Raw genomic sequence first — 13,242 nt, forward strand, 5'->3', positions numbered from 1 at the left:
AAGCGCCCCGAGGCAAGAGGCGGCCGCCACATGATAGAATGTCGGATCAGTTGCTGGAAAATAGTCGCTAAGTAATCGAATAATATTCGCGTGCCCGATAACGACAGATCGTTTCGTGCAGGACGGTGATCGGGCAAGTGGATTGCGAGCACCCTTGACCAACGGCGGCAGAGACGGCAAAAAACTGCCTTCCATCGCTTGAGGATTTTTTATGACCATCGAACGTATCGAGCCCGGCGCCTGCATGTCCCAGGCCGTGGCCTATGGCAATCTCGTCTTCCTGGCCGGCCAGGTGGCCGAGGAGAACGCCGGCAAGTCGGTGACCGAACAGACCCGCGAGATCCTGGCCGGCATCGACCGCCTGCTGGCCAAGGCCGGTACCGACAAGAGCAAGCTGCTCTCGGCCACCATCTACCTGACCGACCTGTCGGCCTTCGGCGAGTTGAATGCCGTGTGGGAAGGCTGGGTCGTGCCCGGTTCGACCCCGGCGCGCGCCACGATCGAGGCCCGGCTGGTGGCACCCCAGTACACGGTCGAAATCCAGGTCGTCGCCGCGCGCTGAACAGCCTGTTCCCTCGCCCCGCTTGCGGGGAGAGGGCTGGGGTGAGGGGTGTTGGAGACCCGTCCGGTGCCCGACGATCGGCGATTGCTGTGGCCATTGAGACCCCTCACCCCACCCTCTCCCCGCAAGCGGGGCGAGGGAGTCCATTCGCTAGGCCGCCGGCAACTGGAATGCCGCCGCCTCGGCTTTCAGCCAGTTGCGGAACTTGGCGATCGCCGGTTCCTCGCGCCGTTCCGGCAGGCATACCACCCAGTAGGAAAAGACGTCCGGCACCTGGACGTCGAACAGGCGGACCAGGCGCCCGGCCGCCAGATCGTGGGAGGCCAGCGTGCTGCGGGCGAGCGCCATGCCGCCGCCCGCGCTGACGACATCGAGCAGCACTGCCGAGTCCTGGATCGCGGTGCCGAATTTCAGGGTCTTGATGTCGACCCCGGCCGCCCGGCACCACATTTCCCAATCGTCGAACGAATCGCGCAGCAGCGTATAGCGGGGCAGGTCGTCCAGGGTCTTGGGCAAGCCGCCGGCCAGCGTGGGCGAGGCGACCAGGAACAGGTTTTCCGCCATCAGGAATTCGATATCCAGGCCGGGGTACTTGCCCTTGCCGGCCCGCACCGCCAGATCGACCCCGTCGCGGTGCAGGTCGACCAGTTCGCGGCTGGTCTGCAGGTTCAAGACCATCTCGGGATGCTGCTCGTGGAAGCGTTCCAGCCGCGGCACCAGCCAGCGCGCGGCAAACGAGGTGAGCACCGAAATCGTCAGATTGCCGACCGCCTGGCGGCGCACCGCGTTCATGGTCTGGTTGATCTGGGTGAAGGCCGTGCCCAGGGTATTGGCAAGATAGGCGCCGGGTTCGGTCAGCGTCACGCCGCGGCCGCGCCTGGTGAACAAGGTGGTGCCTAACAGGGCCTCGAGTGCCCGCACCTGGTGGCTGATGGCGCCGTGGGTCAGGCGCAATTCCTCGGCCGCGCGGGTCAGGCTCAGGTGCCGGGCGGCGGCTTCGAAAGCGCGCAGGGAATTGAGGGGAAGACGGTCCATCGTGCTCGCCAACCTGTGAACTCAATTCACAGGTTACCTCAATCCTTCTCCTTTGTGCAGATGGCATTTTTGGCGCAAAACAAGGGCCATACAGCACACCCAAGGAGTTCAGGCCATGTCGAACCAGGTTAACAGGATCTCTTCCGTCTCCTTCACCGTCCCCGCCGCTCGCAGCAGCCTGGGCAGCCGTCTCGTCCAGCTCTGGCACCGCTACCAGGCGGCGCGGGAGCAGCGCCGGGCGATGGCCTATCTGCTGACCCAGGACAACCACGTCCTGCACGACATCGGCGTCGACCGGGCGACCGTGCTGGGCCACTACCTCGCGCCCTGGCAGGCGACCGAACCGCGCGATCCGCGGCGCGGCTGAGCGGCCCTCAGGGCAGTGGCAGCACCAGCCGGAACACGGCACCGCCGCCGGGCCGGGGCACAGCCTCGGCCCGGCCGCCGTGACGCCGGGCAGCCGCGGCAACGATGGCAAGGCCCAGCCCGGCATGACCCGAGCCGCTGGCCCGGCTGCTGACGAAGGGCGCGAACAGGTCGCCGACACTCTTGTCCGGCAGGCCCGGCCCCCGATCCCGAACCTCGATGACGACCGTGTCGGCCTTCTCGACGGCAATCTCCACCACCGTCGCCGGGGCCGTGAAATGCACCGCATTGCCGATCAGATTGCGCAGGGCCTCGGCCAGCGCGTCGCGATCGCCGTCGATCGTCAGTGGCCCGGCGAGTGCTGCCTGCAGTTCGATATCGCGCCCCGCCGCAAAGGCCATCGGTGCGCATTCGGCGACGACGTCGCGCGCCAGCGCGACGATGTCGACCGGCGCCAGCGGGCCTTGTCCTGCTCGATCCGCGCCCGGGTCAGCAGGCGGCCGACAATATGCCCCAGGCGATCGACATCCGCCGCCAGGCGCGCGGCGGTGGCCCGGTCGTCGAGGCCGTCGACCCGCGCCCGCAGCACCGCGATCGGGGTACGCAACTCGTGGGCCGCATCGGCCAGAAAGCGCCGTTCGTGCTCGAAAGCCTCCCGAACCCGCTCCAGCGAGGCGTTGACGGCATCGACCAGGGGCACGATCTCGCTGGGCACCGCGTCGCGTTCCAGCTTGACCTTGCTGCGCGCCGGGTCCAACCCGACCAGGGCTTCGGCCACGGCCTTCACCGGCGCCATGCCGCGGCGAACCGCGGCCAGGGCGACGATCAGCGAAACGGCCAGGACCGGCAGCACTGCCGGCAGAACCTCGCGCAGCAACTCGTCCCCAGCCAGTACCAGAAATCATGCAGGCCGCCGGCCTCGCCGCCCGCCACGGCGAGGCGCAGGGGACGGCCTGCGACCACGACCGTGGCCAGGCTGCCTCGCACGGTCCGGCCGTCGGGCAGCGTCACCTTGAAATGCGCCTCGTCCCAGCCCTGCAGCCAGACGTCGCCCAGCGCCTCGATCAGCTCGGGGTCGGAGCCGGGCACGAAGGCCCCGGCCGCCGGGTCGAAGACCAGGAAGCGCAGGCCGCGGATATCCGTCCGTGTCGCCGTCCAAGCCTCGTCGCCGGGGTCGATCATCGGGCGCTGCCGGTCATCGAGCGCCACGGCACCGCCCAGCGTGGCCGAGGCCCGGTCGAGCGCGTAGATCAGCTCGTCCTCGCGCCCGGACAGGCCGATGAAGACAAAGGCCGAGGAGATCCCCAGAAAGGCGAGGACGTTGGCCAGGACCAGCGCCCAGGACAGGCGGCGCGCAAGGCTGGGCTGCCTCATGTCACACCGTCGAGGACATAGCCGACACCGCGCACGGTGGTGATCTCGACCGTGGCTTGGGCCTCGGCCAGGCGGCGGCGCAAGCGCGAGACCACGGCCTCGAGGGCGTTGGGCTCGACCGCCTCGTCGAGCCCATAGAGGGCATCGAGGGCGTTGGCCTTCTGCACCACGCGGCCGGCCCGGCGCAGCAGCAGTTCGGCCAGGGCCAGTTCCCGGCGCGACAGGGCCAGCGGCCTGCCGTCGACCAACAATTCGTGACTGGTCGTATCGAAGGCGAGATTGCCCGACGATACGACCGTTGCCGCCAGGTCGCGCGGCCGCCGCAGCAGGGCGCGCAGCCGGGCCACCAGTTCGGCCTGGACGAAGGGCTTGCCCATATAGTCGTCGGCGCCGGCGTTCAGGCCATCGACCCGGTCGCCGCTGGCGTCGCGCGCGGTCAACGCCAGGATCGGCAGGCCCGGCTGCAACCGGTGCAGCACCGGCACCAGGCTGAGGCCATCGCCGTCAGGCAGGCGGCGGTCGAGGACGGCAATGTCGAACCGGCCGAGCCGCGCCAGGTCGACGGCGTCGGCCAGGCTTGGCGCCAGGTCCACGGTAAAGCCGTCGCGCCGCAGATTGTCGGCGACCACCGGCCCCAACTCGCTGTCGTCTTCCACCAGAAGTACCCGCATGTCCCGACCACCGAAAATTTGCCGCCGTCAGCTTCCAGTCAGCTTGATCGGCGATCTTCGCCCTGCCGGCAAGACCGCCGCAATGATTTCAGGAGCCCCCGATGCACCGCCTGCTGACTGTTACCGCACTCGTCGCCGTTACCTGCCTGTCCGCCGGCGGCGCCTATGCCAAGGACCTTTGCACCGGCACCGGCGAGAAGAAACCCGAATCCGCGATCAAGGCCGCCTACGAAGGCAAGGGCTACAAGATCAAGAAGTTCGGCACGGAAGACGGCTGCTATGAAATCAAGGGCACCGACGCCGCCGGCAAGAAGGTCGAACTCTATATCTCGCCCTGGACCGGCGAGACGGTGAAGACCAAGACCTACTGAGCCCTGACGATCCTGCCCGGGTTCCCCCTCGGCCCGGGCAGCACGGCGGCCCTGTACCCGTTCCCCCTGCGGGTACAGGGCTCGCCGGTTCTCCCGATATTGGATTGCCGACATGACTCAAACCAGCCGACAGATGATCCGCGTCTGGGATCCCTTCGTGCGCTTTTTCCACTGGTCGCTGGTCACAGCGATCGCGATCGCCTGGCTTTCGGAAGAAGGCGAAGGCCTGCACCAATGGGCGGGCTATGCCGCCCTGGGCCTGGTCGCCGCGCGGCTCGTCTGGGGTTTCATCGGCACCCGCTATGCGCGGTTCACCGATTTCGTGCGCGCCCCGCAGGTCGGTCTGCATCACGTGATCGATGAAGCCCGCGGCTCGGCCCGCCGCTATATCGGCCACAATCCTGCCGGCGGCCTGATGATCCTGGTGCTGATCGCCCTGATCGCGGCCACGGGCGCGACCGGCTGGCTGTCGACGACCGATCGCTTCTTCGGCAACGACCTGATCGAGGGCCTGCACGAGGTTCTGGCCAACGGCCTGCTCGTCTGCATCGGCCTGCACCTGGCCGGCGTCCTGGTCGCCAGCCTGCGCCACGGCGAAAACCTGGTCCGCGCCATGGTCACCGGGCGCAAGCGGGCCTGAATGTGCCTCAACCCGTCAGGTTGCCGTCAGCTTGCTGCGGCATTGTCTGCGGGAAGGATGCGTTGATCCTCATCTGAATCTGTCCGGGCGACGTTGCACGGACAGATCGGCGGCCCTGTGCCCGTCACCCCTGCCCTCACGACGGGTACAGGGCTCGCCGTTTCCGCTACCGGCTCTGGCAGGACGCCAGCACCTCGTCGCGGCTGACCTTGCCGTCGTGATCGGCATCGAGGCGCCCGCCGCGTTCGGCCATCTTGGCGATGAATTCATCCTCCGTGACCCTGAAGTCGAGATTCTGGTCGGCCGCCATGACCGGGTCGGCGGTGGCCGGGGTCATCTGGAAGCGGCGATGTTCGGGATCGGGCAATTCGCTGCCGCCCGGCGTCTTGGGCGCCGGCTTGGAGGGTGGCGGCGGTGTCGACAGGGCACCCCGGTACTGGGCCGGATAGACCTTCGCCCGATAGTCGGTGAGTTCGTCCGGCGTGATATAGGCACTGCCATCGGCGTCGACGGCCTTGAAGAAGCGCTGGGCATCGGTGCGGGCCTCGGCCAGATCGAGGACGCCGTCCTTGTTGGTGTCGGCCCGGGCGAACCAGGCGCCGACGGCCTGGGCGCAACTGGCATCGGGATCGTCCACCAGCGGCTCGCCCGCCAGGGTCGACGGCGGGCCGGCAAGGTAGACCGCCCGCGGCTTGCCACAACCGGCCAGCGGCAGGGCGACGGCCAGCAAGATCAATACCCAGCGCTCTCGTCGCAGCATGTGCCCCCTCGACATGGTTAACGGCGCTCGATCCTAGGGAGCGGGGGCCGGGGCGGCAAGCACGCGAATGCCTGCCGCCCCCGGCATCCTAGTTGGCCTTGGCCGGGGTACCGCCCGGCACGTCGCCCTCGTGCGCCCGCTTGATCACATAGGCATGGATCGCATCGGCATCAGCGTCCGAGAAGACGTCGGCGAAGCTGACCATGCCATTGTCCTTCAGCATGCCGCCCAGCACGATTTCCTTCCAGGACTCGTGGATCACCGGGCCGGCATGGCGCAGGTCCGGCAGCACGCCGCCCGAGACCGCGCCGATGCCGTGGCAGACCGCGCAATACTGGGCATAGAGCACCTCACCCTTGGCGATCTGTTCGGCCGGCGCCGTGTGGGCCGGCGGCGGCGGGATCGCGGCGGCCAGGTCCTGGGGCGGCAATTGCGCCGTGCCGCCCACCTTGAAGGTCAGCACCCGGCCGATGTTGGGCAGGTCCGAGGTCTTGGCGGCGCGGCCGAAGGCGAGCGCATAGGCGCCGCCGTAACCCGCCACGACCGTGACGTACTGCTGGCCGTCGACGGTATAGGTGATGGGGGCGGCCTGGATGCCGGTCTGGGCCGGGGCCCACCACAGCCGCTCGCCGGTGCGCGCATCATAGGCGATGAACTTGCCGTCGCTGGTGCCCTGGAACACCAGGTCGCCCGCGGTCGAGAGCACGCCGCCGTTCCACGGGCCCCACAGCTTGGCCCGCCAGGCTTCCTTGCGCGCCACCGGATCCCAGGCGATCAGCGCGCCCGACACCGACTCAGGGGGCGCATCGATCAGCGGCGCATTGTCCGAACCGGTGTTCCACTGCTTGCGGTGATAGACGAACTTGGCCTCGGGCGTGTAGAGGCCGGGGATTTCCTGGGTCGGGATATAGACCAGCCCGGTCTTGGGGCTGAACGACATCGGCTGCCAGTTGTGGCCGCCGATGGCGGAGGGATAGACCAGCGCCGGCTTCTCGGCCCAGCTGGCTTCCGGGTTTTCGACCGGCCGGCCGGTTGCCAGGTCGACATGGGTCGCCCAGGTCGCCTGGACATATTTGTCGGCCGAGAGCAGCTTGCCGGTCTCGCGGTCGAGGACGTAGAAGAAGCCGTTCTTGGGCGCCTGCATGATGACCTTGCGGGGTTTGCCCTCGATCGTCAGCTCGGCCAGAATCAGGTGCTGGGTCGCGGTGTAATCCCAGGTATCGCCGGGTGTCGTCTGGTAGTACCACTTCATGCGGCCGGTATCGGGATCGATCGCCAGGATCGACGACAGGAACAGATTGTCGCCGCCGCCCGGGCTGCGGACATGGCGGGCCCAGGGCGAACCGTTTCCGGTGCCGACGTAGAGCAGGTTGAGGTCGGGGTCATAGGCCATGGAATCCCAGGCCGTGCCACCGCCGCCCACCTTCCACCACTCGCCGGTCCAGGTCTTGGCCGCCGCTTCCATCTCCGGGCTCTCGAAGGGTTTCGCCGGATCGCCGGGGACGGTGTAGAAGCGCCACAGCTTGTTACCCGTGGCGGCATCATAGGCGGTGAAATAGCCGCGCACGCCGTATTCGGCGCCGCCGTTGCCGATGATCACCTTGCCTTTGACCACGCGCGGCGCGCCGGTGATGGTGTAGGGCCAGGGGCCTTCGCCTGCCTTGGTGTCGATTGCCCAGGCGACCTTGCCGGTCGCAGCGTCCAGCGCCACCAGGCGGCCGTCCAGGGTGCCCGAATAGACCTTGCCCTGCCACACCGCGACGCCGCGGTTGACCACGTCGCAGCAGGCGAACTTGCCGTATTCCTTGGGCACCTCGGGATCATAGGTCCACAATTCCTTGCCGGTGCGCGCATCGAGCGCGGTCACGATCGACCAGGGCGCGGTCACATACATGACCCCGTCGACCACGATCGGCGTCGCATGGTGACCACGGTTGCCGCCGGTGTCGTAGGACCAGGCCAGGCCCAGTTGCTTCACGTTGCCGGCGTTGATCTGGTCGAGCGGGCTGTAACGCTGTTCGGAATAGGTGCGCCCATGGCTCATCCAGTTGCCCGGCTCGCGATCAGCTCCGACGATTCGAGGGCCATCGACGGCCGCGGCACTCGGGGGCGGCGGGGGTGGGATATCCGCCAGGGCGATACTGGCAAACAAGGCGGAACAGGCGAGCGCCACCAGAGCGGCGCCACGGGTGCGGCTGTGCAACAAGATCTCCTCCCCTATTTTGTTTTCTTATAGGGATGCGCACGGTAGCGCCGCCTTTGCCATCCGGCAATGGTGAACAAGGCGTCAACTTTGTGGAAAAAAACTCCCTCTCCTCCACGGGAGGAGAGGGCGGGGTGAGGAGGTCGCGGGCGTCAAGACCCGGCCTGCCCACCTCCCCCGGCCCCTCCCCCCAATGGGCGGAGGGGAGACTTTGCTATTCTGCCGGCTGGCGCTGCACCGTGGTGAAGGGCTCGTCCTCCTGCCAGCGGCGCGGCCGGGCTAGGAGCAGGTACATGGTGGGCACCACGAACAGGGTCAGCAGGGTGCCGAAGCTCATGCCGCCGACGATCACCCAGCCGATCTGCTGGCGGCTTTCGGCCCCTGCCCCCGTGGCCAGGGCCAGCGGCACGGCGCCCAGGACCATGGCGCCGGTGGTCATCAGGATGGGGCGCAGGCGCAGGGTGGCCGCCTCGATCACCGCGTCGATCTTGGCTTTGCCCTCGTCGCGGATCTGGTTGGAGAATTCGACGATCAGGATGCCGTGCTTGGTGATCAGGCCGACCAGGGTGACGAGGCCGATCTGGCTGTAGACGTTCAGGGTGCCCCCGGTGATCAGCAGGGTGAGCAGCGCGCCGGCCACGGCCAGCGGCACGCTCAACATGATGATGAAGGGATCGACCCAGCTTTCGAACTGCGCCGCCAGCACCAGGAAGATGAAGGCGATGGCCAGCAGGAAGGTGATGTAGGCACCGCCCGAGGAGGTGCGGTATTCCCGGCTGATGCCCGACAGGTCGGCCTGCGCCGTATTGGGCAGGATGCGCTCGGCCGCGGCATCGAGATAGTCCAGCGCTTCGCCCAGGGTGTAACCGGGCGAGACCGAGCCGGAAATGGTCGCGGCGCGCAGCTTGTTGAAATGGTTGAGGTCGCGCGGCGCCGTCGTCTCCTTCAAGGTGACGACGTTCGACAGGGGGATCATGGTCGCGCCGTCGCCGCCGCGGACATAGATCGCATCGATGTCGTCGGGCCGGCGCCGCTCGTCGGTCTCGATCTGCACGATCACGTCATACTGCTTGCCGGCATATTTGTAGCGGGTGACCTGGCGGCCGCCCAGCAGGCTTTCCAGGGTGCGGCCCACCTGCTCGACATCGAGGCCGATGTTGGAGGCCTTGTCGCGGTCGAGCTCGATGCGCAGTTCCGGCTTGTTCAGCTTCAGGTCGGAATCGACATTGGTGAAGATCGGGCTCTTCATGACCTCGGCCACCAGGGCGTTGGTCATGGCGTCGAGTTCCTCGTAACTGCCCGAGGTCTGCACCACGAAGCTGACCGGACGATCGATGAAGCCCTGGCCCAGCGACGGCGGGTTGATCGGGAAGGCCATCACCCCGGGCAGGCCGAAGAACGGGCCGCCCAGTTCGGCGGCGATCGCCTGCTGCGACCGGCTGCGGTTCGACCAGTCGGTCAGCACGATCGGGGCGATCGCCTGATTGACCGTCTCGATGCCGGGAATCATCACCACCGTCTCGACTTCCGGCACGGCCGACAGGATCCCCTCCATGCGCTTGGCATAATCGGTGGTGTAATCGATGGTGGCGCCCTCCGGCCCCAGCATCACCGCGAAGACCAGGCCGCGGTCCTCCGACGGGCTGAGTTCGGAATCGAGCCCGGAGAGCATGATGAAACCGCCCAGGCCGACCACGACCATGGCGGCGATCACCAGGGCCGGCGCCTGCAAAGCGGCCGCAAGGGCCCGCCGGTAGCCGGTATTGAGCGCCTGGAAGCCCCGCTCGAACGCCTTGTAAAGACGCCCGTGATTGTCCTGGTGACGCAGGATCAGCGACGACATCATGGGCGACAGGGTCAGCGCGACAAAGCCGGAGATCAGCACCGCGCCGGCCAGGGTCAGGGCGAATTCCATGAACAGCTTGCCGGTGCGGCCTTCCTGGAAGGCGACCGGCGTGAACACGGCGACCAGGGTCAGGGTCATGGCGATGACCGCGAAGACGATCTCGCGGCTGCCCTGCAGGGCGGCGCGGAAGGGCGGCATGCCCGCCTCGACATGGCGGGCGATGTTCTCCATCACCACGATCGCATCGTCGACCACCAGGCCGACGGCCAGCACCACCGCCAGCAGGGTCAGGGTATTGATGCTGAAGCCGAACAGCAGCATCAGCGAAAAGGCGCCGATCAGCGACACCGGGATGGTGACGAGCGGGATCAGGGTCGCGCGCAGGCTGCGCAGGAAAATGAAGATGACGATGATGACCAGGGCCACCGCCTCGCCGATGGCATCGATCACGGCATCGATCGAGCGTTCGATGAAGACGTTGGAGTCGTAGTTGACCTTCAGGGTCATGCCCTGGGGCAGCGCGTCGAGAATGCCGGGAACCGCCTCGGTCACCGCCTTGCTGACGTCGAGCGGGTTGGCGGTCGACTGCTTGATCACGCCGACGCCGACCGCGGTCTTGCCGTTGATGCGGAAGTTCACCCTTGTGTCTTCGGCTTCGATACGAGCGCGGCCGATATCGCCGATGCGCACCGGATAGCCTTCGACCTCGCGGATGATGATGGCCTCGAAGCGCTCGGGCGAGGCGATCGAGGTATCGGAGGTCACCGTCATCTCGCGGTCGCGGGCCTCGATGCGGCCCCCGGGAACCTCGACATTCTGGGCCCGCAGCGCATCCTCGACATCCTGGGTCGTCACCTCGTAGGCGGCGAGCTTGGCCGGATCGAGCCAGATGCGCATGGCATAGCGGCGCTCGCCGAACACCCGCACCTCGGCCACGCCGGGCAGGGTCTGCAGGCGATCCTTGACCAGGCGGTCGGCCACGTCCGAGATCACCAGCTCGTTGTGGCGGTCCGAGGTCATGCCGAGGAACATGATCGGCGTCGCATCGGCCTCGACCTTGGAGATCACCGGCTCCTCGATCTCGGTCGGCAGGTCGCCGCGCGCCCGGCCGATGCGATCGCGCACGTCCGCGGCGGCGGCATCGACATCGCGGTCCAGCCGGAAGCGGATGGTGACCTGGCTCATCTCCTGCTTGCTGGCCGAGGACAGGTATTCGATGCCCTCGATGCCCGACAGCGCCTCTTCGATCGGCTGGGTCACCTGGCTTTCGATGATCTCGGCCGAGGCCCCGCGATAGGTGGTCTCGATGTTGATCACCGGCTCGTCGATCTTGGGATATTCGCGCAACGTCAGGCGCGAATAGGCCATGAAGCCGATCAGGATCAGCACGATCGACAGGACGGTGGCGAAGATCGGCCGGCGGATGCAGAGTTCGGACAGGCTCATGGCATCAGCCCCCGTTCGGAACGGCGCCGGGCGCCTGGCCGGCGACGGGCGCCAGGTCGATCAGTTGCACCGGCGTATCGGGGCCCAGCTTGAGCTGACCATCCAGGACCACGACATCGCCTGGCGCCAGCCCCTCGCGGACCTCGACCAGGCCTTCATGGCGAACGCCGAGGGTTACCTTGACGAATACCGCCTTGCCCTCGACCACCTTGAACACGAAGCGGTCACTGCCTTGCGAGACCAGCGCGCGCTCCTCCACGAAGACCGCGTTCGGGCGCTTCTCGACGATCAGCTCGACGCGGGCGAACATGCCCGGGTGCAGGCGCTGATCGTCATTGGGCACGCGGGCACGGACCAGCAGCGAGCGGCCGGCGGCATCGACACGCGGATCGATCGCGAAGATCTCGCCGCTGAAAACCTCGCCCGGCATGGCATCGACGGTCAGGCGGATCGCCTGGCCGATGGCGACACGGGCCAGCACCCGCTCGGGCACGCGGAAATCGACCTTGATGACCTGGGTGTTCTCGAGGTTGGTGATCGCCGTGCCGGTATCGAGATAGGCGCCGGGGCTGACCTTCCACAGGCCCAGCTTGCCGGGGAAAGGTGCGACCAGCTTGGTCTTGCCGATCAGGGTCTGGGCGGTGGCGACCGCGGCCTCGGCCGTGCGCAACGCCGCCAGTGCCTCGTCGCGCTCGCGCCCGGTGCCAAAGCCGCGATCGCCCAGCTTGTCGGCCCGGGCATAGTTCGACTTGGCGACGGCCAGTTCCGCCAGGGCCTGGGACAATTGCGCCTGATAGAGCCCGTCGTCGAGTTCGGCGATGACCGCGCCGGTGTCGACGAAGGCATTCTCCTGCGCGGTCAGCGACCTCAGCCGTCCCTCGATCTCCGAGGCGACGATGATCGCGGCATTGGCCTCGGTATTGCCGACGGCGCGGATGGTCTCGATCGCCTCGGCCACGGTCACCGGGGCGGCGACCACCGGCACGGGGCCCATGTTCCAGCCGGCCTGCGCCGGGGGCGCAGCATCACGGCCGAATTGCCACCAGGCTGCTGCAGCAACGGCGCCTGCGATGATGATGACGGCTGCTGCGGTGCTTTTTTTCATTGTACGCAGACCTTGTTATCCCTGCCCGGTGTACCGGGCGGTCGACAAAATCGCACAACCAGCGGCACAGCCGCAACCGCTGATGCATCCGCCGTCAGTCCTTGGGCCGCTTCGGCCCGAAAGGCTTCAACTTCAGCTTGGTCTGGTGATCGGGAATGCCTTTGCCACCCTCGCTGTTGCGGCCCTGGAAATAGGTCTTCTGCCAGCCCTGGCGATTGGCCTCGGTGCCCTGGACCGGCAGGTCCTTCAGGAACTTGTTGCGCCCGTCCGACCATTCCTTGAAGGCGGCCAGCAGATCCGGCTCGTCGGCCAGGCGCATGACCTCGGGCTCGACCGCTTCGACCATGCCGCGCGGCACCGGGAACAGGAAGGCGAAGGGCTCTCCTTCCTCGAACACCACGGGAATGCCGGGCGCCGTGAAGCGCCAGTTCATGGTGAAGGTCGCCGCCGACCAATCGGTCTCGATGATCCCGGTCAGGGGCACCAGGCCGTGCTTGGCCTCGTTGGGGGACCCCGTGACATAGAGGTTCCAGCCCGGCTCGGTCACGAACAGCGAATGGACGTGGAAGGTCAGGATCCCTGAGCCGAAGTGGCCGATCGCCACCTGCCCCGCGCCCGGGCCGGTCACCTTGACCGAGGTGGGCTCCTTGCCCCCGTTCCACACCGCCTCGATGCGGGCCGGGCACAACAGCTCCCAGCCATGGGCATTGGCGATGTTCAGGGGCAGGCAGCGATAGGCGAAGGACAGCGGCGTGCCGTCCATCCAGTCGCGCGTGGCCGGGGCCACCCTGATCAACGGCTTGTGGTCCCCGATGGTATAGCAGACGAGACGCATGAGCAGACCCTGGAAAGCCGGAACGCCG

The 13,242-nt window shown here is 67.3% G+C and carries 14 protein-coding genes; 4 read left to right on the forward strand and 10 right to left on the reverse strand.

Annotated features, from left to right (window positions below; translation table 11 throughout):
- Positions 1-211: 211 nt before the first annotated feature.
- The gene (locus tag D3874_RS01540) at positions 212-562 is read left to right on the forward strand and encodes a RidA family protein (protein WP_119775719.1); all 351 of its coding nucleotides are present in this window, start codon (positions 212-214) and stop codon (positions 560-562) included.
- Positions 563-712: 150 nt separating this feature from the next.
- Here D3874_RS01540 and gcvA read toward each other — a convergent pair whose 3' ends face one another.
- Positions 713-1,597 carry a transcriptional regulator GcvA gene (gene gcvA, locus D3874_RS01545; protein WP_119775721.1) on the reverse strand — a complete coding sequence of 295 codons (885 nt, stop codon included), beginning with the start codon at positions 1,595-1,597 and terminating at the stop codon, positions 713-715.
- A 115-nt stretch (positions 1,598-1,712) separates the two neighbouring features.
- On the opposite strand from gcvA, the gene D3874_RS01550 reads away from it, so the two are divergent.
- Positions 1,713-1,964, forward strand: a complete 252-nt coding sequence (locus D3874_RS01550; protein ID WP_119775723.1) for a DUF1127 domain-containing protein — start codon at positions 1,713-1,715, stop codon at positions 1,962-1,964.
- A gap of 7 nt (positions 1,965-1,971) precedes the next feature.
- Here D3874_RS01550 and D3874_RS01555 read toward each other — a convergent pair whose 3' ends face one another.
- The 4 genes from D3874_RS01555 to D3874_RS01570 are packed head-to-tail and all read right to left on the reverse strand — an operon-like array spanning position 1,972 to position 4,008.
- Positions 1,972-2,364, reverse strand: coding sequence for a sensor histidine kinase (locus tag D3874_RS01555; RefSeq protein WP_119775724.1), 393 nt, complete (start codon positions 2,362-2,364; stop codon positions 1,972-1,974).
- Complete coding sequence (locus D3874_RS01560) at positions 2,307-2,840, reverse strand: histidine kinase dimerization/phospho-acceptor domain-containing protein (RefSeq protein WP_119775726.1); 534 nt, start codon at positions 2,838-2,840, stop codon at positions 2,307-2,309. Before D3874_RS01560 ends, D3874_RS01555 begins: the two co-directional genes overlap by 58 nt.
- Positions 2,789-3,337, reverse strand: coding sequence for a hypothetical protein (locus tag D3874_RS01565; RefSeq protein ID WP_119775728.1), 549 nt, complete (start codon positions 3,335-3,337; stop codon positions 2,789-2,791). Before D3874_RS01565 ends, D3874_RS01560 begins: the two co-directional genes overlap by 52 nt.
- Positions 3,334-4,008 (reverse strand): response regulator transcription factor, encoded by a 675-nt coding sequence (locus D3874_RS01570; RefSeq protein ID WP_119775730.1) that lies wholly within the window; start codon positions 4,006-4,008, stop codon positions 3,334-3,336. The genes D3874_RS01565 and D3874_RS01570 overlap by 4 nt, the downstream gene beginning before the upstream one ends.
- 101 nt (positions 4,009-4,109) lie before the next feature.
- Between D3874_RS01570 and D3874_RS01575 the strand changes: the two genes are divergently transcribed.
- Positions 4,110-4,379 carry a PepSY domain-containing protein gene (locus tag D3874_RS01575; RefSeq protein WP_119775732.1) on the forward strand — a complete coding sequence of 90 codons (270 nt, stop codon included), beginning with the start codon at positions 4,110-4,112 and terminating at the stop codon, positions 4,377-4,379.
- A gap of 112 nt (positions 4,380-4,491) precedes the next feature.
- Positions 4,492-5,019 (forward strand): cytochrome b/b6 domain-containing protein, encoded by a 528-nt coding sequence (locus tag D3874_RS01580; RefSeq protein WP_119775734.1) that lies wholly within the window; start codon positions 4,492-4,494, stop codon positions 5,017-5,019.
- Between the two features lie 166 nt (positions 5,020-5,185).
- Here the strand turns inward: D3874_RS01580 and D3874_RS01585 are convergent, their stop codons facing one another.
- The 5 genes from D3874_RS01585 to D3874_RS01605 form a co-directional block, all read right to left on the reverse strand.
- Positions 5,186-5,779, reverse strand: coding sequence for an EF-hand domain-containing protein (locus tag D3874_RS01585; RefSeq protein WP_158595769.1), 594 nt, complete (start codon positions 5,777-5,779; stop codon positions 5,186-5,188).
- 88 nt (positions 5,780-5,867) lie between these two features.
- Entirely contained in the window at positions 5,868-7,982 is a 2,115-nt protein-coding gene (locus D3874_RS01590) for a PQQ-dependent dehydrogenase, methanol/ethanol family (protein WP_119775736.1), read from the reverse strand.
- Between the two features lie 214 nt (positions 7,983-8,196).
- Entirely contained in the window at positions 8,197-11,274 is a 3,078-nt protein-coding gene (locus D3874_RS01595) for an efflux RND transporter permease subunit (RefSeq protein WP_119775738.1), read from the reverse strand.
- Positions 11,275-11,278: 4 nt separating this feature from the next.
- Positions 11,279-12,379 (reverse strand): efflux RND transporter periplasmic adaptor subunit, encoded by a 1,101-nt coding sequence (locus D3874_RS01600; RefSeq protein WP_119775740.1) that lies wholly within the window; start codon positions 12,377-12,379, stop codon positions 11,279-11,281.
- A gap of 94 nt (positions 12,380-12,473) precedes the next feature.
- The gene (locus tag D3874_RS01605) at positions 12,474-13,214 is read right to left on the reverse strand and encodes a DUF6065 family protein (RefSeq protein WP_119775742.1); all 741 of its coding nucleotides are present in this window, start codon (positions 13,212-13,214) and stop codon (positions 12,474-12,476) included.
- Positions 13,215-13,242 lie beyond the last annotated feature (28 nt).

The organism is Oleomonas cavernae, assembly GCF_003590945.1.
Lineage (GTDB): Bacteria > Pseudomonadota > Alphaproteobacteria > Zavarziniales > Zavarziniaceae > Zavarzinia > Zavarzinia cavernae.